The sequence below is a fragment of the Methanococcus maripaludis C5 genome (assembly GCF_000016125.1).
Classification (GTDB): domain Archaea; phylum AGJL01; class Methanococci; order Methanococcales; family Methanococcaceae; genus Methanococcus; species Methanococcus maripaludis_D.
The window spans coordinates 727,586-750,115 of sequence record NC_009135.1 but is presented as its reverse complement, the minus strand read 5'-3'; the positions used below and the strand labels follow the sequence as shown (position 1 = coordinate 750,115).

The following is a 22,530-nucleotide window of genomic DNA, read 5'->3' as shown; positions in this document are numbered from 1 at the left end:
TTAAATTAATAATAAAATAATTGAAAAAAGCAGTTTAAATAATTTCTTTTAATAGTAAGGGTATATCTGAAATTCTTTTTGCAACATGGGCGCCAGCGTTTTCAAGTGCTTCCATTTTGCTTTTTGCAGTTCCGACTCCTTTTTCGATAATTGCACCAGCGTGACCCATTCTTTTTCCTTCGGGTGCGGACTGTCCTGCAATGTATGAAATAACTGGTTTTTTCATTTTCGAAATCATTTTTTCAGCCGCATCTTCTTCAGCATTTCCACCGATTTCTCCAACCATTACAACCGCATCAGTTTCGCTGTCTTTTTCAAACATTTCCAAAACTTCAATGTATCTCAAACCAGTTATCGGGTCTCCACCAATTCCAACACATGAAGACTGCCCGTAGTTTGAGGTAGTTAGCTGGCTTGCAATTTCGTAAGTTAATGTGCCACTTCTTGATACCATTCCAATATTTCCTTCTTTTAATATGCTCACCGGGATAATTCCAAGTTTTCCTACCTTTGGAGATGCTAAACCTGGAGTGTTTGGTCCGATTATATTTACGCCGTGTTTTTTTCCGTATGCTACAATATCCATTGAATCCTGAATTGGTATGTGTTCGGTAATGATTGTAACGAGGTCAAGTCCTGCATCTACTGCTTCGTATGCCGCATCTTTTACAAATGGTGCAGGTATGAATATTAAAGACGCGTTTGCATCGTATTTTTCAACGGTTTCCAAAACAGTATCATAAACAGGAACTCCGTAGACATCTTGGCCCGCTTTTCCAGGAGTTACACCTGCTACAACATTGGTATTGCATTCAAGCATATTTTTTGTGTGGAATCTGCCCTGATTTCCAGTGATCCCTTGAACAATTGCTCTTGTGTTTTCGTCTAGAAGAATCAATATTTCACCTCATTACATGAAACAGTGAATAAACAATGAATATAAAAAATCTGTAATATCCAAGTATTGTCCTATAATATATAAAGATTCAGCTTTTGGAATGGCATTTGGAAAAACGGTTTTAAAATTAAAAATCAACTTAAAAAAAATAGAAATTTGGGGGGCTTATTTAAGATTTTTAGAAAAAATCATGAATCATGCTCAAATGTTCAGGGGTTGAAAAAATAATAGATATGAATTTTAAAATTTTTCAAAGCATGATTAATAATTATACACACTGTTCGTCAGTAGTCTGTATCTAAAATGATAAGACTTCTGACCCAATTTTACGATTATTTATTATAGTATAAATAATTAGCCATAATTTAACAACAATGTACCCTAAAATAAAAAATGTATATAAATAAAACACTTAATTTTTTCTTATACGATAATTTATTTTACTTTTGTAATAATATATTGCTATTTTAAAATATCCAAAATAATAAATATAATGTTCACCGAAGGATTAAAAATATTAAATTTATTTGGCAATTTTGGACACGGGGATAGAGAATGGAAGACCAACCAAACAGGTTTGAAGAATGTTATTCAACCGCGAGAAATATTTCATCGGCGTTGCTGAAATATTTTATAAAATATGGTGAATTTGAGAAAAAGGGATATGACATTGATCCTTACAAATATACAAAACTCACGATACATAATATGCTGGTCTTTCGACTTATGGAAAAAGAAATAGAATCGATGGATTTAAGTTACGAAGAAAAAAACACGGTTGCAGTTTTAAAAAAGTATAAAACTCATGAAATTTTGGATTTATCTCCTAAAAATTATCTGAAATTTTCAGTATGGGTAAGTACTGATGGAAATATTAAATACCGATTAAGTGATTTCAGGCAGGAATTCAGGGAAGATAATAGATGGGATATGGTTACAGCATACCTAGTACCACATACTAATATAATTAAAATAAGTAATGATATCTTTTTGAAAACCGCAATGAAATATGATTTAATTGAATTATAATCTTTTTTCCATTTTAAATTTTTTAAACTCGAGAATCTTTCAACTAATTCTAATTTTATAAGACGTTTCTTCGGCCAACAACCCGTCAATTTTTTATATTCTACTTAACAAAATTATGATTCATACAAAATAATTAGAATCTGGTGATTTTGTGGGAATTGGCGATATATTTAACACTGGAAAATTTAAAAAAGAAATTGAAGAACTAAAAAAAGAAAACGAACGTTTAAACCAAAATATTGGTAAATTAACAAAGGAAAACGAACTTTTGAATAAAAACTCTTTAGACTTAAAAAATGAAAATCGAGAGCTAAAAAAGAAAGAAGCGGATCTCGAACAGATCAAATACCTCGATTTAAAAAAAGAAATTGAAAATCTCGAAGAACTAAAAAAAGAAAAAGAAACTGAAGTGAACGTATTTTTAGAAAATTTGGAATACGATAAACAAAACAAGATTTCTAAAATTAAAATGAATATTAAAAATATGGAACGGGAAAAAAGGAACAAATAGCAATAATCGAGTCTGAAATAACGGAATTCCGGAAAAAAGCAGACTTGGAAATAGAAAATTTAAAAAAACAAAAAAATGACATATTGAATACAATCAAAGACCTCGAAAAGAAAATAATTGTTTTGAAGAAGAAATTTTAATGCAATCTTTTGGATTTTATTCTCCAAGATACAATTTAGCATCGTCTGAGTCATATAAAAATCAGATTACTCTAATAAGAGCTCGGCAAAAAGAAATGGTTAAATCTAAAGAAGCTGTTAACTATTATCCCGACTGGACCGTGAATGGCAGTAAAAAAGAAGGTCAAAAAATGACCAACGATAACATAAAACTCATAGTCCGTTCTTTTAATAATGAATGCGAAGCAAATATTTTCAAAGTCAAATATAACAATATTGACGCAAGTGAAAAAAGAATTAGGACTTCTTACGAAATTTTAAACAAACTTGGAAACAGAAACAGGATTTCCATTGCTCCACAATATCTTAATTTAAAATTAGAAGAATTGTATCTCGCATATGAGTATGAACTGAAAAAACGTGAAGAACAGGAAGAACAGGCACGGATAAGAGAACAAATGAGGGAAGAAGCAAGGGTTTTAAAAGAAATAGAAACTATGAAAGCCAAAATTGAAAAAGAAGAAACTCATTTTAAACAAGCTGTTGAAGGACTAAAGGCAAAAATGGAAAATGCAACGGAAGCTCAAAAATTGAAATACGAAGAAAAATTAAAGGAACTCGAAGAAAAAATTAAACTTCTCGAAAAAGATAAGGAAGATGTATACAATAGGGAACAAAATACTAGGGCAGGATATGTTTATATTATTTCAAATATCGGTTCATTGGGGGATGACGTATATAAAATTGGAATGACTCGACGGCTTGAACCATTTGACCGGGTAAGGGAACTTAGTGGGGCTTCGGTTCCATTCCCATTTGATGTTCATGCGATGGTGTTTAGTGAAGATGCACCAAAACTCGAAACTGCACTTCATAATTATTTCCGAGAAAGACAGGTAAATAAAATCAATAATAAAAAAGAATTCTTTAAGGTAAACCTCCATGAGGTTGAAAAAGTAGTTAATGAAAATCACAACAAGGTCGTTGAATTTACAAAAATTGCTGAAGCTGAGCAGTATCGTCAAACGCTTGCAATGAATAATGAATTAATTCAAAACAAGGAAAAATTTGAGTCAGAAGCTTAATTTCATGATTATTTTTTTATTTTTGTAAATGCCTATTTTCTAAAAATTCAAATGTTTCGTCATTTTTTCCATTTTAAATTTTTTAAACTCGAGATTAATTATATAAATATTAACACCATACTAACTTTACATCAAAGTGGTAACCACGGTAGCATATGGTGAATTTTGAGTTTGCCATCGTTGTATGATGACAGTAATATATAAATTTTGCGGTTCTTTTAACATCAAACCCGATGTATATCGTTAAATTAAAATTTCAAAACTTTTAAGAAGTTTCTTAAAAAATATCTATAATTTGGCTCTTTTATAATTATTAAAGAATTAAAACGGCAGGATTTAATCTCGTTGCATTTTTCTTGCTACAACTTTTTTGTATAATTAATAGCGCTAACGCGCAGGGTTAGTTTTTTTAAAATTTTAAAAATGTACACGCCCGACACCGATGGTGCCGTGCTACGGTTTAGCAGGTGCTTTCGCACATTTTGTGCCTAGGGCGGTATGAATTATTTTTTAGGATATTATATCCTAAACACTAAAAGAGGTCGAATTTCACCGCATATGGAATTTTCGCCCTTTCGGGACGCTTCGCTCGAAAATATCCTAAGCGATGAAATTCTTATGGATTCATGTGGTCGTTGGTCAGATAGGATATAAAAGGGTTGGATCAGATTGATCGTAGACAATGAATTTTAACTGCTTAGATTTTATCATATTGTAATGCTTGTTATTTTGCAAGTTATTCTTTTAGGTTATTTTTTTGATTTTTTCATCTTGTCGTTCCATGAATACATTTCATCATGGTGGCCGTAGTTGTCGATATATATTATTTTTTCAACTTCATCAACGAAATAAAGTATAACAAAAGAATCATAAACATGCAAATGCCTAAAACCGGCGAGTTCACCAGTCATTGGAATACCGCGATTAGGATATTCAAGAATTTTATCAAATGCAGAGTCAATAGCATCTGCATGAACTTTATCTTTTTTAAAAATTTTTTGGAGTTTTTTCTGAACCCGTTTATCACGAATTGCTAATTTCATATCACTCATTCTAATCCCAAATGTTTTCTTCTGGATTTTTTATCCGTTATATCTATAAAATCCTTACCTTTACTATGTTCTATTGTTTCTTTTACAAATGCGGGGTTATATTCTAAAGCTTCTTTACCATAACTCGCAAATTGTGAAATAAACATATCTATTGCGATAGATTTTTTAGGGATTGAATGTTGAGCCTTGAATATCTCAATAATCCTGTTTGAATCATCGCTTAAATCAACTTGAACATGAACCATATGTATCACCATGATATAGATTATATCAGTATGATATACAATATATCATCAGATTATATAAAACTTGCAGATCATTAAAAAATTCAAGTAGAATTCCCTGTTTAATAATTGCTATGCAGTATTGATTGGTAAATTCTCTTATTTTTTGCTCAACATCTTTGTTAATCTGTCTGTATATTTTATAATCGTTATCCCTGCCCTGCTTTTTTAAAACATGAACTATCGAAGAAGATAAAAGAGTTTTAGAAATTAAACTTGCTCTTTGCCCCGGTTTCAATGCTTGTTATTTTGCAAGTTATTCTTTTAGCTTGATTTTTTATTGTTTGTTTCGCTCGTTTCATCAGGTTTCAATGCTTGTTATTTTGCAAGTTATTCTTTTAGTATTCGAGTACCCTCGTTTTAGAGCCCTCCGCCGGTGGGTTTCAATGCTTGTTATTTTGCAAGTTATTCTTTTAGATTTCAATTTTTTGCTCATATGTTATATTTTCAAGGTGTTTCAATGCTTGTTATTTTGCAAGTTATTCTTTTAGCCGGAAATTTAACAGTCTTACCTTTTGACTCCATCAGTTTCAATGCTTGTTATTTTGCAAGTTATTCTTTTAGATAATCCGACAGAGTTAAGCGAAATAAAATCGACAATAGTTTCAATGCTTGTTATTTTGCAAGTTATTCTTTTAGAATATATACCATAATTAAAATCACGTAAATTCTGTAGTTTCAATGCTTGTTATTTTGCAAGTTATTCTTTTAGTTTATTCTGTTTTAAAAACTCTATAACATCTAAATTGTGTTTCAATGCTTGTTATTTTGCAAGTTATTCTTTTAGACAGAATACAACAGTATAACCGATTACAATAAAAAAAGTTTCAATGCTTGTTATTTTGCAAGTTATTCTTTTAGTTTAAAAGAATTATTGAGAAGAAAAGACACGAACAAAAGTTTCAATGCTTGTTATTTTGCAAGTTATTCTTTTAGCATTTATTCCAGATCCAAACCATGAATGGGAATTAAAGTTTCAATGCTTGTTATTTTGCAAGTTATTCTTTTAGTAAACAGAATTAACCCTGTTACTAAACGTATAAAAAAAGTTTCAATGCTTGTTATTTTGCAAGTTATTCTTTTAGTTAAGAGCGGAAAGTGCGTATAGTTCCGCTTATATCGAGTTTCAATGCTTGTTATTTTGCAAGTTATTCTTTTAGAAGTACTTGGTGTAATTTCTTCATTAACTTTTTTTACTGGTTTCAATGCTTGTTATTTTGCAAGTTATTCTTTTAGAATGGATCAAAATAATAAATCAAAATGTTTTTACTGGTTTCAATGCTTGTTATTTTGCAAGTTATTCTTTTAGCTTGATTTTTTATTACTTGTTTCGCTCGTTTCATTCGGTTTCAATGCTTGTTATTTTGCAAGTTATTCTTTTAGACCGGAAAGTGCGTATAGTTCCGCTTATATAGACGCTGTTTCAATGCTTGTTATTTTGCAAGTTATTCTTTTAGATCGCAACCGGACTTATAACCGTTGCTTTATTTTGTTTCAATGCTTGTTATTTTGCAAGTTATTCTTTTAGCCGTATACACTTTTGCCGGTCTTCTAGTCGTATAAATGTTTCAATGCTTGTTATTTTGCAAGTTATTCTTTTAGCTGTAACTGCTGTAACCCTTGTATGGGATTCACAAAGTTTCAATGCTTGTTATTTTGCAAGTTATTCTTTTAGCCTTCTGAATTTTCCATTGAAGCAACAAGCGTATCTACGTGTTTCAATGCTTGTTATTTTGCAAGTTATTCTTTTAGAATTTATCAATCCGAGTACATCGCATACTTAAAATGTTTCAATGCTTGTTATTTTGCAAGTTATTCTTTTAGTTTATTAGTGCGATTAGTGCACTCTTAGCAATTGGTTTCAATGCTTGTTATTTTGCAAGTTATTCTTTTAGATTGTTTTTCTAGCTTGTTGAGTCTTCTTTCGTTTTGTTTCAATGCTTGTTATTTTGCAAGTTATTCTTTTAGTTCATTGTTTTGCCGTTAATTTTTCAATCTGTTTTTTGTTTCAATGCTTGTTATTTTGCAAGTTATTCTTTTAGTTATTCTAGCTTTTTTAACTTTTTTCTTTTTTTAGTTTCAATGCTTGTTATTTTGCAAGTTATTCTTTTAGATTCCGCCCAGACCTAGAAAAGTATTATGGGATTAATGTTTCAATGCTTGTTATTTTGCAAGTTATTCTTTTAGCCTGCTACCTCACACTGTTCAAGATGGAAGGAGAAGTTTCAATGCTTGTTATTTTGCAAGTTATTCTTTTAGACATAATACGATAGAAACTCTAGAATAACGAAGTAGTTTTATGATTCTGCCATTATATTTACTTTTCTTATTCATTTTATCAACAAAAAATAAATACTCGTTTAAATTAGTTCAATGGATCATTCATATGCCCTGCTTACATTTTAAACGTTATATAAATGAAAATATTGGTTAAACCAAAATTCATATATTATTTTATGATATGGTATGCATTACAGTTATTTTTATTTCCCATGATTAAAAATATTTAAAATTTGCAGGTATTTTTAAAATATATCGTTTTAAATCTTATTTTGATTTTTTAAATAAATGAAATACGTTTGGAAAACGCAGGATAATTTTCAAGAAACAATTATTTTACGCAAATATTTCTATAACAACAATCAATACATCTTTGTTTATATGACGTTGGTTTTGGATAATATCCCGTTAATATTTTCTTGAATTCGTCTAAATATTCACTTAATTTATTGACATCTTTTTCAGTCATATTTATTTCTTTTAAAACGTTTTTTCCACGGCAGTATAATATAAATCCATGTTTAACTTCCTTTTCAAAAGTCTCGGATATCATTAAAGAATACATTATAGTCTGCATTTTGTAGGTTTCGTAAATTTTACCCTTGTATTCAGCAAATTTGTAATCAAGTGGTGCCATAGTGCCGTCTGAAAGAGTTAAAACTTCGTCAACAATTCCTTTAATCCCATAAACTTTTGAAACCATCGAAACGTTTATTTTTTTGTCAATCACATTTATTTTTTTACGCAAATAGTTCGCATTTTCTATTTCCTTTTTTTCGTGAATGGTTCTACCCTTCATTACCTTATATCTCTTTTCTTGATGTTGTTCTATCCCCAAATAATTCATGAAGTAGATAAACCTCTTGCAATACAGGAATTCAAGCATTTCTGAAGGAGTTATGTAATATTCATTTTCATTAAACTCGTTAAAAGAATTTTGAGACGATTTCATCAGACAACAACTCTTTATCAAATGCTTGACCAATTAATCCTGCTTTATTTAGTTCGTCTTTACTCATCGGAAATACGTAAACTGAATCAATGTCCATATCAATAGTATCTTCCAAAAGAATCTTTAATTCATCTAATGAATTACTTTCAACTTCACCTAAAAAGACGCTTTTCTGAACCCGGTATAATCCATAGTTTAAACACGTTTTTGAAACCTTACTTCTTATTTTATCGTTTGAAATATCATAAATAACCCATAACAGCATTATTTCACCAGTTTAAAATCCTGTTTGCGATGTTGTGACAATCTGACTGGATTATATTTTGAACTTCCATATTTTTTCCACGGTATTTTTCGGTACTTTCCATTAATAGGTTGTATTCAGAAATTAATGCCTGTTTTCCATCTTTTGCTAGGAAAAACCCACCTTCAATTTCTTCAAAAAAATCATCTCTAATTTTTTTAGTCGAAAACATTTTAAAAATGGTTTTATCAACGTATATTCTGTATTTTTCAATTAAATCGAAAGTAAATGCTTTTCTATTGTAGTTATCAACGTGTAAAATTCCGATATATGGGTCAAGTCCTGCAATTATGCAGGAGCGTTCAATTTGAGAATAAAGTATTCCGTAGCCGTAGTTTAGCATACAGTTAAAATAATCTTTTGCAGGATTCCTGCTTCTTCCGTTAAATTGGTATTTTTCAGGTAAACTTTTTGAAATCATTTCAAAATAAACCCTACTTGCATAACCTTCGTAACCCTGAACTGTATTTCTTATTTCATCAATATTTTGATTAAATGTAACATTATCTAATTTTTTTATTTCTTCGTCAATTTTTAAGACATTTTCTTTAAGTAACTCCCTTCTTTCGTCTCTACGATTCATGGAAAGCATTTTTAAAAAATCAATCTGGTTTTCCATCTTTTTAGAAATCCATTCTTTAACAAAAGTTATCCCAAGTTCATTTTCCGAAAGTAAGAGCTGCTTTTTTCTAATTGTTGAGATACTGCCATGTTTTGAATGCCAAAATCTTCCAATTGGTTTTCCATTCATTTTTAAGAGTACTAAATCAATATTTTCTTCAACTGCTAGCGATATGGCCTCAGTTGATATTGATGAAGGGCAGGTAATTAAAATCTGTTCTACTTTTTTTGCAGGAATTTCCTGTACATTTTCTCCATTTTTTAATTTAAAACGAGTTCCTGATTTTGAAATGTATGTTCCAGGAGTGTTGATAATTAATTTTATGATATCCCCCCGATTAAAACCGATAACATTATATCTGTTAACACTCAATAATATAGTTTATTTTTAAAGGGGATATAATTGGGGTGTAAAATTTGATTACCAGTTTTAGAAAGTTAGGGGCGGAAAAGCTAAACGGTCTTTCTCCTGCAGATCGGAAATTGGAATTTTTAAAATTTCAGACGATAGTTCCAAAAACAATACCTGAAAAAACTTTTTATGAGATAATTTTGAATTTAAATACCTCTACAAATGAAATTGAGATTAAACTTGGAAAAGAGTTATCCGAAGAAAATAGATTTGACTTTATGGGTTTTGAAATTCCTGTAAAGGGTAATCCTAAAAAAATATACTTTACAACCAATCAATTAAGATACCTCGATATTACCGTACCCCAAATGATCGAAAAGATAGAAAAAGACTTTAAAAAGTCTAAAGAATATGATGAATTTAAAAAATACCTTTTGAACATTAAAGATACATTTTGCACAGAAAAAATCCGGATAGATAAAGGTAAGGAAAAAAAATATTGTGGATTGGATTTTGAAAAACTTCAGAACAATATAAAATTGGAAATCGGGAAAGAACAAGTCTCTATTAAGGACATTGAAGAATACTGCAAAAAAGTACAAACTGAAAATTATCCTGACCTTAAATCCAGTAAAAAATCGGAATTAAAAACCTATGTAAATATTTACAGTTTAAAAATAGATGGCAAATCAATTTTAGAAACGGGATTTAAAGAGGATTATGTAAATATTGTTGATTACACTTTAAAAGAGCGGTATTTTGATAAGGCCGAACTTAAGAAAGGAATTTGCGGAATTTGCGGAACTGAATCAGACATTACTGGTAAAATAGATATTCCACTTTCGTTTTATATAACTGATAATAAATATTTTTTTGAAAATCTAACTGAAAAAAATAAGCATAAATCATTTTCAATATGCAAAAACTGTTTCGAAGAACTGAGAATCGGAATTTCTGAAATTCAAAAGAATTTTGGGGGTCAGGTTGCAAAAGGTATTTCTTATTATATTATTCCTAAAAATAATTATTCGGATCCAAATTTTAAAAAAGTCTGTAAAAAAATTAATGATAAATTACAGGGTACTTCGTCGTCAGTAAATGGTAAATTTAATGAGATAAGGGATATAAAACGTGTAGAATATAAAAACGAAGATTTTGTTTTGGATTATCTATTTTATACCCAGGATAAAGCAAAATTCACGGTTCTTGAAAATATTACTGATGTTTCCTATTCAAGAATGGAATTTATTTTCGATGAACTAAAAAGATTAACTAACGAAGAATTGTATTCAAAATTAATTGAAGTAGTATTTAACCACGTGTACGTACTTTTGTTTCCAAATAAACTATCCCACACAAAAGTAGATTCAAAATTATATCAAAAAGAGTTTTTATCATTATTTTCAAGCATGATTAACGGAAGGGCAATAAACTATGATAAAATTCTTAGAAATTTTAATTACATTTTTAAAAAATATTATTTCAATACTGAATATAACAACGATCGTAGACTCCGAGAGCGACACATTCAAATGAATATCTTATTAACATGGTTCAACAAAATTTCGGGATTTACAGGGGGTTTTGATAACATGGTTGATACGTCAGCAATTCCAATTGAGGATAAAGATATTTTGGAATTTTTTAGAATACATGAAGACATATACTCCAATAACACCTATCGACAGGGTCTTTTTTTATTGGGGTATTTGATAAATAAAATATTGCTGGAACAAAATGATAAATCCGGCAATTTTATGAATAAAATAAATTTTGATGGAATTCCTTCAAAAAGGGTTCACAGACTTATTTTAGATGTTACAGAATATTTGTCAATTTACAAAATATACTCTGAAAATAATGGGGTTTATTCGCAGATGGTAGATAGACTACAGGGAATAGATAATTCCGAATTAAAAGGGGATGAAATCGTATTTTATGTCCTTTCAGGAGTTTCATTTGGAAGATATTTAGGTCATAAATATTATATGGAAAAAAAAGGTGGGAATAATGAGTAACAAAGATGTAAGTAATATAATCACAAATTCAGAAATTTTATTTATATATGATGCAGAAAAAACAAACCCAAATGGGGACATGGATAATCAGAACAAGCCCAGAATGGATTGGGATACAAATACAAATCTTGTAAGTGATGTAAGGCTTAAACGATACATAAGAGACTATTTTGAAAAATATCTCGGGGAAGAAATTTTCATAACTGAAAATGCAAAAGATTCGAAAGATCGAGCTAAGCAACTAGATTCAAATAAGAAACAACACACTGATTTGATAGATGTAAGGCTTTTTGGAGCAGTATTTGCAGAAGAAGGGTCTAATTCCCACATATCTGGCCCAGTTCAATTTAATTGGGGTTATTCTCTGAACGAAGTGGAATTACAAGAATCTACAACAATAACCTCAAGTTTTAGTTCGGGAACGGGTGTTGGTAAGGATTATCGAGTAAAATATTCTGTAATTGCGTTTAACGGTGCAATCAATGGAAATGCTGCAAAAACATCTACGTTGTCAGAAAAAGATATTGTATTGCTTGACGAAGCAATTTTAAATTCAATACCGCTTTGTAGAACCCGGTCAAAAATTGGTCAAACACCACGATTGTATATTAGGGTATGTTTAAAAGACGAAAAATCATACCTTGACGATTTAAGGGAGTATATTTCATTGAAAAATAAGAAAAATCTAAACAATGTTTTAGATGTGGAATTAAACATTTCCAATCTTATTGGATATTTAAAAAAGAATACTGAAAAAATTTCTGAAATTATATGTTGGAAACATGAAAATTTGAGTGTGCCCGAATTTGAAACCTTAACTGATGAGAATACGTACAATAAAAATGTTAAAATTACTAAATTAGTCATCTGAGGTTTCAAAAATGGATGTTGATAAAATACTTGAATTTGAACTTTATGGGAAATTTGCACATTTCAAAAAGTTCTATTCAAATGCTTCGTCACTTACCTATTCAGTACCTCCGAGAACCGTGCTTATGGGAATTGTTGCGTCAGTACTTGAAGAGAAGAGGGATTCTTATTATAACTGGCTTTCAAAAGATAATGCGGGATTTGGAATTCAGATATTATCAGAAAGTCGAAAAGGAATGTACAATACAAATTATATTGGAAAAAATGGAACTTCTCCAACAAGTGTTGAAATAGTAATGCCTGTAAATCATAATGTAAGATATATGGTATATTTTTATTCAACTGATCAAGAAAAGTATGAATTGTTTAAAAAGCGTTTAATTGATGAAAATTGGGGCTATGGGCTATATTTCGGACAAAGGCAATTCAGGGCTTTTGCAAAATTTCATAAAGAATATGTAGGGGCAGAAATCGTTAGAAAAAATGACTTTGATGGTTTAGTATCAACGTGTATATCTGAAAACAATATTATAGACATCAATTTTGAAAAAGAAAAACAGCTTTTACGCGAAAGAATGCCAATAGACTTTAATGGATCTCGAGAAAGTAGTAATAAATCTGAAATAATATACGAAAAGTCTGGAAAACCAATTTCTGGCAAATTTAAGGAAGTTTTTGGAATTTCTAACAAAAATATATGCTTTTTAGAATAGGTTAATTATGCAAAATTTAATAATGTCTCACGAAAAAAAGTTATTAAAAGACCATCTTTTTAATGTGGGAAAGAATATAGAGAATATTTTAGTTAAAAAAGATTTGGATCTTAAATTAATAGATAAGGAATTATTGCCGAAGTTAGGGTATTTGATAGGTATAGCCCATGATTTTGGAAAATCCACTAGTTTTTTTCAGAGTAAATTAAATGAAAATAAAAATTCAGAATATTCACATCATGGTCTAATTTCATCTATTTTCGGTTACCACCTGTTAAAAGAATATGTCCATAATGAAGATTTTTCAATAATTTCATACATTGCTATAAAAAATCATCACGGGAACATAAAATGTCCACTGGAAAGTATATCTTCAAGGTTAGAAAAAGATCTCAAAGTGCAGTACAAAGATATTCTTTCCAGAAAAGAAGAAGTGTTTAAAATTTATGAAACATTGCTTTTGGAATATCAAATAGATCTCGAAAAAGTTTTTTTGAATATGGAAATAACCATTGAAGATTTTGAATCATTTATTGATGATATGGAAGATATGTTGGATGAAGAGTTAGAATCAAGTGATGCGATAGAACGTTTTTTAACGTGCAATTTATTATACTCTGTTCTGGTAGATTCTGATAAAAAAGAAGCTGCTAATTTATCCAATGAATATTTTACAGACAATGTGGAATCATATTATGATATCAAAGAATATATTAATAATTTGAAACAGGAAATGGCTGAAAAATTTGTAAAGAATAATATGAATTTATTAAGGGATCAGTTTTATCAGGATGTAGTTGAAAATCCAATGATTTCTAATAAATGTTATATGTATTCAGTAAATGCGCCAACAGGTATCGGAAAAACACTAACAGTTTTGGGCCTAGCAAATAAGATTAAATCGTTAAACCCTAAAAGTAACCGAATAATATATTGTCTTCCATATAGCAGTATAATTGACCAGACACATGGGGAAATGGAAAATATATTTAAGTACTTTATTGGGGAAGAATATTCCAAAAAACCAACTAAATATTTACTAAAACACCATTATTTAACTCCATTACTTATTAAAGGACTAGATAATGAAGAAGATTGCAATTTAACGCAGGACAGCGATATAAACATTACATATATGGACCAAAAATTATTATTGGAATCATGGGAAAGCGCAAATATTATCACAACATTTGTTCAATTTTTCGAGAGTATATTTAGTAATAAAAATTCAAGACTTAAAAAATTTCATAATATTATCAATTCGATAGTTATTTTGGATGAAATTCAGACAATGCCCGCAGAATATTATAAATTAATAAAAATGGTATTTGAAATACTTTCAAAACGATTTAAAACGACCATTATTTTTTTAACTGCAACACAACCAAATTTGGCATGCGAAGATTCAGTAAATCTTGTAAATACTCGTTATTTTACCAATAATGAATTTGATCGTGTAGAACTGTACAAAATAAACGGATTAACTCCAATTGACGAAAAACAGTTTTTAGACTCTTTTGAAAAACTATTTTTTGGGAATTCTGCAATTGTGGTATGTAACAAAATAAATGTGGCAATTAAACTTTATGAATTAATACGAAAAAATGAAAAATTTTCAGAATATTCAGTATTATCCTTAACTACCAATATAACTCCAAAGGATAGGAAAAATCGCATAAAAAAAATAAACAAAATGTTAAAAGGTAATGAAAAAATTATTTTAGTTTCGACCCAACTAATTGAAGCAGGCGTAGATTTAAGTTTTCAATATGGATTTAGGGATGTTGCACCATTGGATTCAATAATTCAAACATCCGGACGGGTAAACAGAAGCAATGAATACGATATTGGAAAGATGTATTTATTTAATTACGTTGGTGAAAATGGGAGAATCGGATCTAGTATATATGATCCCAAATCAATACAGATAACCCGGGAATTACTTGAAAATGATAAATATATGAGTAAAGATTATTGGGGGCTGTCTAATCAGTATTATGGAAAATATATGCTATCTGGAAAAAGCAATCTTCTATTAAATAGTATTTATAATTTAATTTATGAAATGAAAGAATATAATAAAAATAAAATATTGCCTGTAAATATGTTCAAGGTTATAACTGACCATAAAAAGTTTGATGTAATAATATCACCAGACGAAACTTCGGATTTAAAAATAAAAGAACTTATAAAAACCCATGAAGCAATGATTCAGATAACTGAAATATATGGGGAAAATAAAATGGAATTTGGTAAATTAAGTGAAAAATATGAAATTTTAAAGAAAGAATTAAACGAAAATAGGGTTTCAATCTATGAAAATATATTAAATAAATATTCTGACTTCACTCATGAATTTAATGGTTTAAACTACATTCTCAGCGAAGATTACAACAAAATATATGATGAAAACATTGGGGTCATAGCATTAGATAATTGTGAAATAAAACATAAAACATTGTTTAGTTAGGGGTTAAAAATGGATTTAGAATACATGCATATTTCATATCCCAATATACTGTTGAATATGAGGGATGGTTCAAAATTGCGTGGTTATTTTGCAAAAAAGTATATTGATGAAGAAATAGTCCATAATCATCGTGATAATGCTTTTGTTTATAAATATCCCCAAATTCAGTTTAAAATTATCGACAGAAGTCCATTAATTATTGGAATCGGTAGTTTAGGGATTAATTTTTTGGAAAGCAAAAGAATATTTTTTGAAAAAGAATTAATTATTTCAAATGATACCAATGATATAACTGAAGTAAACGTACATAAGGATATGGATCATTTTGGCACCACCGACAAAATTTTGAAGTATCAATTCAAAACCCCGTGGATGGCATTAAATGCTAAAAATTCAGAAATTTACAAAAATTCAGACGAAATAGATCGTGAAGAATTTTTAAAAAGAGTACTAATTGGAAATATTCTTTCAATGTCAAAATCTTTGGGTTATACTATCGAAGAAAAATTAAAAGTTAAGATAAATCTCAAAGAAGTGCCCGTGAAATTCAAAAATCAGAATATGGTTGGTTTTAGGGGTGAATTTTATATTAATTTTGATATTCCACAGTATTTGGGAATTGGAAGAAATGTTTCAAGGGGATTTGGAACTGTAGTAAAAGTTTAAGTTTACGTCTTTTTAAATCCATAAAAAAATAAAAAAAGTTAATATCTAATTACTTTTTTGCATGCGGGACAGTAGTGACAGTAATTTTCGTAATCGTACTGCATTCTTGTTAAACATTCAGGACATAAGAAATACTGGTTTAAAGACATTCTAAGAAGTTTTACCATTTCAGTCCAGACGTAAACTCCCTTTTTCCCACCTTCATCTTTTTCCAGTTTTCGAATCATTCCTTTATTTCGTAATTTTCTAATAATTCCTTGATTTTCACGGTTTGAGGTAATTTCCCCAACATTTCCATAGATCATGGTTTTTATTTCGTCATTTGAGAGTCCAAAACCCATTGAAAACTGCGAAATCAGAACATTGCCATTTATAGGCCTTGGTTTTACTCCCTCAAAGTCAAGACCCCAGAGTCTATGGGCTTTGTGAACAGAAGTTATTATATTTTGATAGATATTTTCAGAATCAGAATTCATGCAGTCGCGCGCCCAGTTTTCTTGAAGGGTTATTTCATGCCGGTTTATTCCGGGAGCCTTTTGATATCGTTTGAACGTTGCTTTTAAATCTTTCCTGTTTTTATTATAGTAAGTAGTTCCAGAAAGATCTCCAAATTTTTCCACAGTACTGCATTTTATTTCATCATCCATCCAGTCAAACTGTTCGTCTTCACATCCCAAATATTCACAAGGGATTTCAATTTGAAACGGTGAAACCTCAACAAGATCTTTGATTTCTTTCTTTTCGAGACCTTTCCAATAGTTTTTAATGTCAATACCAAATAGCTGTAACAAGTAGTCTGCATATATTTCCTTTATTTCCAAAACTGTTTTCAAATAGAGTTCAATGAACTCCATAAGCAGGGCTTTAGTATCATTATATTCGAGGGGGAGGAAGTTAGTATCGTTGTAGCCGTAAGTTGGAATCGGAATATTTTTTTCTTTTTGGTACAGTCTTATAACATTAAAATACACTTTTGCAACGTGGGGTTCTCTTAGGGATATGTTAATCCAAGCGATTTCTTTGTCCCCATTTATTTCAAGCGGAAACTTTAACCCTTGCGTATGTCCTTTGAAATCTTGAATTTTATCAACGTAAGAGATGTATTTATCCCTTACATCGTCTCGAAACTTTCTTTCAAGGTTTACAAATAAAGAAGTTGAATAAACTGAACAGAAGACTTTATCTATCAAAATTCTTCTTTTTGAGATAAATTTGTGGTTATCGAATTTTTCAGATTTTATATGGCTCAAATCGTGTATTAATTTGATCACCTGTCAAAAACCTTTTCATTCAAAATTTTTTCAGAAATCCCTAGGTCTTTTGCATACATTTTAATTGTTTCAGGGGATGCATTGAATTTTTTCATTTCAACGAGCTTGAATATTGCATCGAGGCTTGCATAGTGCGATATGGCATCTTTATTCTTTTCATAAAAATCCCCGATCATCTTTAAATCGAGCATTGTAATTGTTGCAGTTTTAGGATCTCTTCCTTTGGCATAGTAACTGCTTACAATTCTTACACGACCTCTTTTTTCCATGTTGAATTTGTTGTTGTATACTGGCTTTCCCTCAGAATCGGTTCCAGTAATTTCAGTATCCTGCCCAGGAATTAACTGTACGTACCCCTGAGATATTGCAAAGGATTCCGGTTCTTTGAATTTGGATAAATCAAGTTTAATCACATTCCCACCTCCAAAATTTCAAAATCGCCGTAAATATAGCGAATTTTAACTTTTTTGTTAATTTCCAGATCTTTTCGTTTGGTAACTATTGAATAGTAACCTTTTTCGTCTTTTAAAACGAATTTATTCAATTTAACATCTTCATATCCCAAAAACTCGGAGTTTGGCTTCAAAACTTTTAATTTATAGGTTTCTGATCCTAAAAAATCAATGATTTCGTATTCTTTAAACGCCAGAGACTTTTTGACGTCTTTATAAATTCCTTCGCCTTTAACCACCTTGGTTTATTTTTTACAGATTGGTTACGAATATCTTAACTAGTTATTATTGTAAATCTAATAAGAAAATTTTAACTAGTTATGTTTATCAACCTGTAATTTTCCTATGTCTGAGGCATATATATAAAGGTTATGGTTTTTAACTAGTATCAATAATATAACTATATATATTATCGAGAATACTATTGTATTGGTGAGAATTTAGTGAACTGGTGGAAAAATGATTTTTAAATTACTATCTAAGAAAAATGCTTTTAGAATACTAGAAGAGGTATCCTATACAGACGGAGGATGCTATTTCAATGAATTAAAAAATGGCATTGGAATAAATCAGGCTAATCTAAGTGCGATATTATCTGAATTTGTAAAATACCGTTTAGTAAATCGGTATGAAAAAAAAGAGGGTAATAGAGTAAAGGTATACTATGAAGGAACTCAAAACGCATGGGAATTGATTAAACCATACAAAGAATTTATAAGAATACAGTCCAGCTGTATTTTGGAAAAAGAAGCATTTGAAAAATTTTTTACTGATGGTATATTTAGCGAAATTAAAGAAATTGAATTGGATAGAAGAGCAAAAATTGCATTTGTAAAACCACAATTTACTATGAAAAACGATATTTTGGGTCAAATTGTGATAAGAATAGAACCTGCCAGATATATCGATGGGAAAGGGGATAATCAGGAAATTGGAATTTTAGATATTATGATGAATCCAGATTCTGAAGAGGATGTAAGGAATCAGATAATTAACAGGAAAGATCTTTCAAAAGGAAATCCTGTTTACATATTTTCAGGTTATGGAGTAACTGAAGATACTTTTGAACGTTTTTTCTTAATTCCCGTATGGGAAGTTAAAACATTTTTTCCCACCTTAGGAGAAATCAAAAAATGGGAAGTTAAAACCAAAGAGGACGTATTCAATATAATGAAAGAGTATATTTTAGATATGATATATCTTGGAACACATTCAATTCCAGGCCATATAATTCATTACTATGCAGACGAAAAAACAGACGAACTTTATTCAGTATCTTCTGACAGAATTCCCAAACTACTTGGAAAAATTATTACTGATGAAAACGAAGACGAAGAAGGAAAATCTATTGGTTCATTATGTTTTGAAGACGGCGAAATACATTTTGATTCAAACTATGCCAAAAAAAAAGAAAAAAGTAAGGAATAATTATCGAGCCATTGCTTTTAAATACTCTTTTTGCAGTGCTTCTTTATTTTTGTGAAGATATTGGGAAGTTGTTTTGATATCTTCATGCCCCAAAATCAAAGAAAGCGATTTTAAGTCCATTCCTTTTTCGAGCATTGCAGTTGCAAACGTATGTCTCAATATATGTGGAGTTATTCTAAATGAAATACTTCCATCCATTACTTCATTTAAATAATCCGTATATTTTGTAATCTGATCTTCTGCAAGTTTTCGCCCGTGTTTATTTACGAAGAAGTTGTTACATGATAGATTAGTTAATATCCTCATTTCAAGATAGTATTCAAGCCTTGATGCAAGTTCAACATCCATAAAGACGTACCTGTCCTTTGCCCCTTTTCCTGCGTGAATGAATATTATCCCGTTTTCAAAATCTACTTGTTTTACTTTCAAATTTACAAATTCCGAAATTCTAACTCCCGTTTTTAAAAGGAAAAGAGTGTATGTGTAGTAATTAAAATCTTTAACATTTGAAAGCAGTATTTTAAACTGTTTTTCTGTTAAATATGCCCTTTCCTTTTTTTCAGGTCTTAATGTAGTTACAAATGTTTCAATTGGATTTTCAACCAAGTACTTTTGTTTCATTGCCCAGTTGTAAAATCTGTTAACGTCGTTTAGTCTTCGGATCTTTGTATTTTTGGATACGTTGTATGATCTGTAAAAGAATATTGCATCTTCTACTGTCAAGTTTTCCCAAGATTTGTTTTCATCTGGAAAGTATTTCATGAACGCATTTAACCCTGCTTTGTAATACTTTAAGCTGTCTTTACTGAGGCTCGTATGAAACTCAAGATACTTTTTAACGAGTTCTTTTGATAGGTAATCCATAAACACACCTCAATCACTTATTTTCATAAGATATTTTTCATGAGGTAGTGCGGAATCTCTTGCTCTTAGCATGCGGTGCTTTCTTTCGACTAGATTTTTAAATTCCTGATTCTCAAAAATCATGTTTTGGAATAGACCTATTGCCATGTTGTTATTTCCAATTCCTATTCTATGGATTATGTCTTCAATATCAACCCATCGCGGAAATTCAGTTGATAGGATATTTAAAACTGAATTTAGTATGAAATTATATTCCGTATCTGTTGGCGTATTCTCTAGTTTTTCTCTAAAGTCGTCAATTACAGATACTTTTTTTGTTTTTACAGGTTTTTCAAAATCATTTTCTTTTAAATCTTTCAATAACGAAAGAATTTCTTTTAAAATTTGTTTATCGTCAAAAGTTTCATCTTTTAAACTTTTGTGCATGTAGATCATTCCAGCTTTAGCAAATGCGTTAAAGCTAGTATATTTTAGATCTTCTGACATCTTTTTAAAAAATTCAAATTCTTCATCATTTTTGAAGTACAGGTGATGTCTATGAATAATTTCACCTCATACCTCCCCCATATTATTCTGGAAATTATTTTTTATAAAAAACTATCGTATCATGGAGGAGTTTTTAATTTTTTTTGAGGTATCAAAAAACCGTAAGCCATTGTCCGACTATTAACAAAATATATAAATGTTTAGAGTATATTCCATGTTAATAGTATACGGGTAACAATGGTAGCCAAATATTGGGTTTTTTATGACACCAATAACGTTGTATGATGACAGTTACCCCCGCTGACTAAATTCATGATTTTCATGATTTTGGGATGAAGACATCAGCACTATCTGACACAGCTACCATTTATTAATCTAACGCTAAATAAACTGTTTTTAAAAATTATAACTGTATTTTAACTGATTCTGTGATAAAATGTTGTATGTTGTTGGTATCGGTCCTGGAAACGAGGAATATTTTACTAAAGAAGCTGAAAATGCACTAAATTCTGTTGATTTAATTGTATGCTATACAGGATACAAAAAATATATTGAAAGATTTGATACAGAAATTTACGTAAGCGGCATGACCAAAGAAGTTGAAAGGGTTGAATATGCCCTAAAAGAAGCTGAAAATAAAAATGTGGCACTTGTTTCAAACGGCGATGCTACGATATATGGTCTTGCATCTCTTGCATATGAATTGAATGAAAAGAATTTACACAACGTTACAATAAACGTCGTAAGCGGACTTACTTCTGCAGGTGTCTGTTCATCAATACTTGGTGCACCTTTAAACCACGATTTTGCAGTTGTTAGTTTGAGCGACCTTTTAACGCCATTAGAAACTATTTTAAAAAGAATAAATTGCGCAGTAGAAAGCGACATGGTTCTTGCAATTTATAATCCTCTGGGTAAAAAAAGAAAAGAACCTTTCTTAAAAACTGTTGAAATAATCTCGAACTATTCTGAAGACCGAAATATCGATTACATTATTGGAATTGTTAAAAATGCAGGAAGAAACGATTTTGAATACAAAATAACTACAATAAATAATCTTGTTAATAATTTGGACGAATTTATGCAGTATATTGACATGAGTACAACCCTTGTTGTTGGAAACAGCAATACAAAAATTATCGACGGCATGATGATTACTCCAAGAGGGTATATGTCAAAATACGAGTGAATTTGAACCAAAATGCTAAAAAATTATATATATTATAAAAATATATTATTCGAAAGCCTTTTTTCAGGACTACATAGTTTATATAGCATTTGAGATAATTGCTATATAATTTCAAACACTACAAGCTTAAAACGGTGATATCATGGCAGGAACAAAACCTTCTGATTTAGGATCTCTTAAAGTAGGACAGTACGTTGTTATTGACGGTGTTGCATGCAGAGTTATGGACACAACACACTCAAAACCAGGAAAACACGGTGGTGCAAAGGTAAGATTGGTTGCAATGGGTATCTTTGAATCAGTTAAAAAAGAACACGTGGGGCCAGCAAGCTCAAGAATCGATGTACCCCTCATTGACAAAAGAAAAGGACAAGTTTTAGCACTTATGGGCGAGAACGTTCAAATCATGGACATGGAAACCTACGAAACATTAGAATTACCAATGCCAGAAGATGTTGAAGGTATCGACAGCGGTGTAGAAGTAGAATACTTCGAAGCAATGGACAGATACAAAATCACAAGAGTTATCAGCAAATAATTTGTCTGATTAAAACTTTTTTTAAATATCAATGCTTTTTTAAAACAGTTATTCTTAAAATTAAAAGATTATTTAAAA

Annotated in this window: 22 protein-coding genes and 1 CRISPR repeat array; of the genes, 11 read left to right on the top strand and 11 right to left on the bottom strand. The window is 30.1% G+C overall.

Going from position 1 to position 22,530, the window contains the following annotated elements:
* Nucleotides 1–34: 34 nt before the first annotated feature.
* Nucleotides 35–898, bottom strand: a complete 864-nt coding sequence (gene sucD, locus MMARC5_RS03935) for a succinate--CoA ligase subunit alpha (RefSeq protein WP_011868544.1) — start codon at nucleotides 896–898, stop codon at nucleotides 35–37.
* A 555-nt stretch (nucleotides 899–1,453) separates the two neighbouring features.
* Between sucD and MMARC5_RS03930 the strand changes: the two genes are divergently transcribed.
* The 3 genes from MMARC5_RS03930 to MMARC5_RS03920 all read left to right on the top strand — a co-directional run bounded on the left by MMARC5_RS03930 (nucleotide 1,454) and on the right by MMARC5_RS03920 (nucleotide 3,642).
* Entirely contained in the window at nucleotides 1,454–1,927 is a 474-nt protein-coding gene (locus MMARC5_RS03930) for a hypothetical protein (RefSeq protein ID WP_011868543.1), read from the top strand.
* A 151-nt stretch (nucleotides 1,928–2,078) separates the two neighbouring features.
* Complete coding sequence (locus MMARC5_RS03925) at nucleotides 2,079–2,438, top strand: hypothetical protein (RefSeq protein WP_011868542.1); 360 nt, start codon at nucleotides 2,079–2,081, stop codon at nucleotides 2,436–2,438.
* Nucleotides 2,439–2,577: 139 nt separating this feature from the next.
* Complete coding sequence (locus tag MMARC5_RS03920) at nucleotides 2,578–3,642, top strand: SNIPE associated domain-containing protein (RefSeq protein ID WP_011868541.1); 1,065 nt, start codon at nucleotides 2,578–2,580, stop codon at nucleotides 3,640–3,642.
* Between the two features lie 749 nt (nucleotides 3,643–4,391).
* On the opposite strand, the gene MMARC5_RS03915 is transcribed toward MMARC5_RS03920, so the two are convergent.
* The 5 genes from MMARC5_RS03915 to cas1 form a co-directional block, all read right to left on the bottom strand.
* Nucleotides 4,392–4,694 (bottom strand): type II toxin-antitoxin system mRNA interferase toxin, RelE/StbE family, encoded by a 303-nt coding sequence (locus MMARC5_RS03915; RefSeq protein ID WP_011868540.1) that lies wholly within the window; start codon nucleotides 4,692–4,694, stop codon nucleotides 4,392–4,394.
* Nucleotides 4,691–4,939 (bottom strand): DUF2683 family protein, encoded by a 249-nt coding sequence (locus MMARC5_RS03910; RefSeq protein ID WP_011868539.1) that lies wholly within the window; start codon nucleotides 4,937–4,939, stop codon nucleotides 4,691–4,693. Before MMARC5_RS03910 ends, MMARC5_RS03915 begins: the two co-directional genes overlap by 4 nt.
* 270 nt (nucleotides 4,940–5,209) lie before the next feature.
* A CRISPR array of direct repeats spans nucleotides 5,210–7,237; the repeat unit is 37 nt; unit sequence GTTTCAATGCTTGTTATTTTGCAAGTTATTCTTTTAG.
* Between the two features lie 352 nt (nucleotides 7,238–7,589).
* A complete protein-coding gene (cas4, locus tag MMARC5_RS03905) occupies nucleotides 7,590–8,210 on the bottom strand; it encodes a CRISPR-associated protein Cas4 (protein ID WP_011868538.1) in 621 nt (206 codons plus the stop codon).
* Complete coding sequence (gene cas2, locus MMARC5_RS03900; protein ID WP_011868537.1) at nucleotides 8,185–8,475, bottom strand: CRISPR-associated endonuclease Cas2; 291 nt, start codon at nucleotides 8,473–8,475, stop codon at nucleotides 8,185–8,187. The genes cas4 and cas2 overlap by 26 nt, the downstream gene beginning before the upstream one ends.
* Before the next feature lie 4 nt (nucleotides 8,476–8,479).
* Nucleotides 8,480–9,508, bottom strand: a complete 1,029-nt coding sequence (gene cas1 / locus MMARC5_RS03895) for a CRISPR-associated endonuclease Cas1 (protein WP_011868536.1) — start codon at nucleotides 9,506–9,508, stop codon at nucleotides 8,480–8,482.
* 44 nt (nucleotides 9,509–9,552) lie between these two features.
* Here cas1 and MMARC5_RS03890 point away from each other — a divergent pair, with 44 nt between their 5' ends.
* From MMARC5_RS03890 to MMARC5_RS03870, 5 genes are read left to right on the top strand one after another with little or no spacing between them, the layout of a single operon-like run.
* The gene (locus MMARC5_RS03890; RefSeq protein WP_011868535.1) at nucleotides 9,553–11,505 is read left to right on the top strand and encodes a TM1802 family CRISPR-associated protein; all 1,953 of its coding nucleotides are present in this window, start codon (nucleotides 9,553–9,555) and stop codon (nucleotides 11,503–11,505) included.
* On the top strand, nucleotides 11,498–12,376 hold the full coding sequence (cas7b, locus tag MMARC5_RS03885) for a type I-B CRISPR-associated protein Cas7/Csh2 (protein WP_011868534.1): 879 nt from the start codon (nucleotides 11,498–11,500) through the stop codon (nucleotides 12,374–12,376). The genes MMARC5_RS03890 and cas7b overlap by 8 nt, the downstream gene beginning before the upstream one ends.
* Nucleotides 12,377–12,386: 10 nt before the next feature.
* Nucleotides 12,387–13,088, top strand: a complete 702-nt coding sequence (gene cas5 / locus MMARC5_RS09480) for a CRISPR-associated protein Cas5 (protein WP_011868533.1) — start codon at nucleotides 12,387–12,389, stop codon at nucleotides 13,086–13,088.
* A 7-nt stretch (nucleotides 13,089–13,095) separates the two neighbouring features.
* Nucleotides 13,096–15,558 (top strand): CRISPR-associated helicase/endonuclease Cas3, encoded by a 2,463-nt coding sequence (locus MMARC5_RS03875; RefSeq protein ID WP_011868532.1) that lies wholly within the window; start codon nucleotides 13,096–13,098, stop codon nucleotides 15,556–15,558.
* A gap of 9 nt (nucleotides 15,559–15,567) precedes the next feature.
* Complete coding sequence (locus tag MMARC5_RS03870; RefSeq protein ID WP_011868531.1) at nucleotides 15,568–16,224, top strand: CRISPR-associated endonuclease Cas6; 657 nt, start codon at nucleotides 15,568–15,570, stop codon at nucleotides 16,222–16,224.
* A gap of 38 nt (nucleotides 16,225–16,262) precedes the next feature.
* On the opposite strand, the gene MMARC5_RS03865 is transcribed toward MMARC5_RS03870, so the two are convergent.
* The 3 genes from MMARC5_RS03865 to MMARC5_RS03855 are packed head-to-tail and all read right to left on the bottom strand — an operon-like array spanning nucleotide 16,263 to nucleotide 18,186.
* Nucleotides 16,263–17,495, bottom strand: coding sequence for a hypothetical protein (locus MMARC5_RS03865; protein ID WP_011868530.1), 1,233 nt, complete (start codon nucleotides 17,493–17,495; stop codon nucleotides 16,263–16,265).
* Nucleotides 17,492–17,908, bottom strand: a complete 417-nt coding sequence (locus MMARC5_RS03860; protein WP_011868529.1) for a hypothetical protein — start codon at nucleotides 17,906–17,908, stop codon at nucleotides 17,492–17,494. Before MMARC5_RS03860 ends, MMARC5_RS03865 begins: the two co-directional genes overlap by 4 nt.
* Nucleotides 17,905–18,186: a hypothetical protein gene (locus MMARC5_RS03855; RefSeq protein ID WP_011868528.1), complete on the bottom strand. Its 282-nt coding sequence runs from the start codon at nucleotides 18,184–18,186 to the stop codon at nucleotides 17,905–17,907. Before MMARC5_RS03855 ends, MMARC5_RS03860 begins: the two co-directional genes overlap by 4 nt.
* A gap of 220 nt (nucleotides 18,187–18,406) precedes the next feature.
* On the opposite strand from MMARC5_RS03855, the gene MMARC5_RS03850 reads away from it, so the two are divergent.
* A complete protein-coding gene (locus MMARC5_RS03850) occupies nucleotides 18,407–19,375 on the top strand; it encodes a winged helix-turn-helix transcriptional regulator (RefSeq protein ID WP_011868527.1) in 969 nt (322 codons plus the stop codon).
* Here MMARC5_RS03850 and MMARC5_RS03845 read toward each other — a convergent pair whose 3' ends face one another.
* Together MMARC5_RS03845 and MMARC5_RS03840 are read right to left on the bottom strand one after the other, a co-directional pair.
* Complete coding sequence (locus MMARC5_RS03845; RefSeq protein ID WP_011868526.1) at nucleotides 19,376–20,239, bottom strand: tyrosine-type recombinase/integrase; 864 nt, start codon at nucleotides 20,237–20,239, stop codon at nucleotides 19,376–19,378.
* A gap of 9 nt (nucleotides 20,240–20,248) precedes the next feature.
* Entirely contained in the window at nucleotides 20,249–20,725 is a 477-nt protein-coding gene (locus MMARC5_RS03840; RefSeq protein ID WP_011868525.1) for a hypothetical protein, read from the bottom strand.
* A 436-nt stretch (nucleotides 20,726–21,161) separates the two neighbouring features.
* On the opposite strand from MMARC5_RS03840, the gene cobJ reads away from it, so the two are divergent.
* Nucleotides 21,162–21,914, top strand: a complete 753-nt coding sequence (cobJ, locus tag MMARC5_RS03835) for a precorrin-3B C(17)-methyltransferase (protein WP_011868524.1) — start codon at nucleotides 21,162–21,164, stop codon at nucleotides 21,912–21,914.
* Between the two features lie 142 nt (nucleotides 21,915–22,056).
* Complete coding sequence (locus tag MMARC5_RS03830) at nucleotides 22,057–22,452, top strand: translation initiation factor IF-5A (RefSeq protein ID WP_011868523.1); 396 nt, start codon at nucleotides 22,057–22,059, stop codon at nucleotides 22,450–22,452.
* The last annotated feature ends 78 nt before the right edge of the window (nucleotides 22,453–22,530 follow it).

Coding starts and splice junctions, on each gene's coding strand:
- cas7b (WP_011868534.1), top strand. CDS start 11,498: ATGAGTAACAAAGATGTAAGTAATATAATCACAAATTCAGAAATTTTA.
- MMARC5_RS03850 (WP_011868527.1), top strand. CDS start 18,407: ATGATTTTTAAATTACTATCTAAGAAAAATGCTTTTAGAATACTAGAA.
- MMARC5_RS03930 (WP_011868543.1), top strand. CDS start 1,454: ATGGAAGACCAACCAAACAGGTTTGAAGAATGTTATTCAACCGCGAGA.
- MMARC5_RS03915 (WP_011868540.1), bottom strand. CDS start 4,694: ATGAGTGATATGAAATTAGCAATTCGTGATAAACGGGTTCAGAAAAAA.
- MMARC5_RS03870 (WP_011868531.1), top strand. CDS start 15,568: ATGGATTTAGAATACATGCATATTTCATATCCCAATATACTGTTGAAT.
- cas5 (WP_011868533.1), top strand. CDS start 12,387: ATGGATGTTGATAAAATACTTGAATTTGAACTTTATGGGAAATTTGCA.
- MMARC5_RS03830 (WP_011868523.1), top strand. CDS start 22,057: ATGGCAGGAACAAAACCTTCTGATTTAGGATCTCTTAAAGTAGGACAG.
- cobJ (WP_011868524.1), top strand. CDS start 21,162: ATGTTGTATGTTGTTGGTATCGGTCCTGGAAACGAGGAATATTTTACT.
- MMARC5_RS03875 (WP_011868532.1), top strand. CDS start 13,096: ATGCAAAATTTAATAATGTCTCACGAAAAAAAGTTATTAAAAGACCAT.
- MMARC5_RS03845 (WP_011868526.1), bottom strand. CDS start 20,239: ATGGATTACCTATCAAAAGAACTCGTTAAAAAGTATCTTGAGTTTCAT.
- cas2 (WP_011868537.1), bottom strand. CDS start 8,475: ATGCTGTTATGGGTTATTTATGATATTTCAAACGATAAAATAAGAAGT.
- MMARC5_RS03840 (WP_011868525.1), bottom strand. CDS start 20,725: ATGTCAGAAGATCTAAAATATACTAGCTTTAACGCATTTGCTAAAGCT.
- MMARC5_RS03920 (WP_011868541.1), top strand. CDS start 2,578: ATGCAATCTTTTGGATTTTATTCTCCAAGATACAATTTAGCATCGTCT.
- cas4 (WP_011868538.1), bottom strand. CDS start 8,210: ATGAAATCGTCTCAAAATTCTTTTAACGAGTTTAATGAAAATGAATAT.
- MMARC5_RS03910 (WP_011868539.1), bottom strand. CDS start 4,939: ATGGTTCATGTTCAAGTTGATTTAAGCGATGATTCAAACAGGATTATT.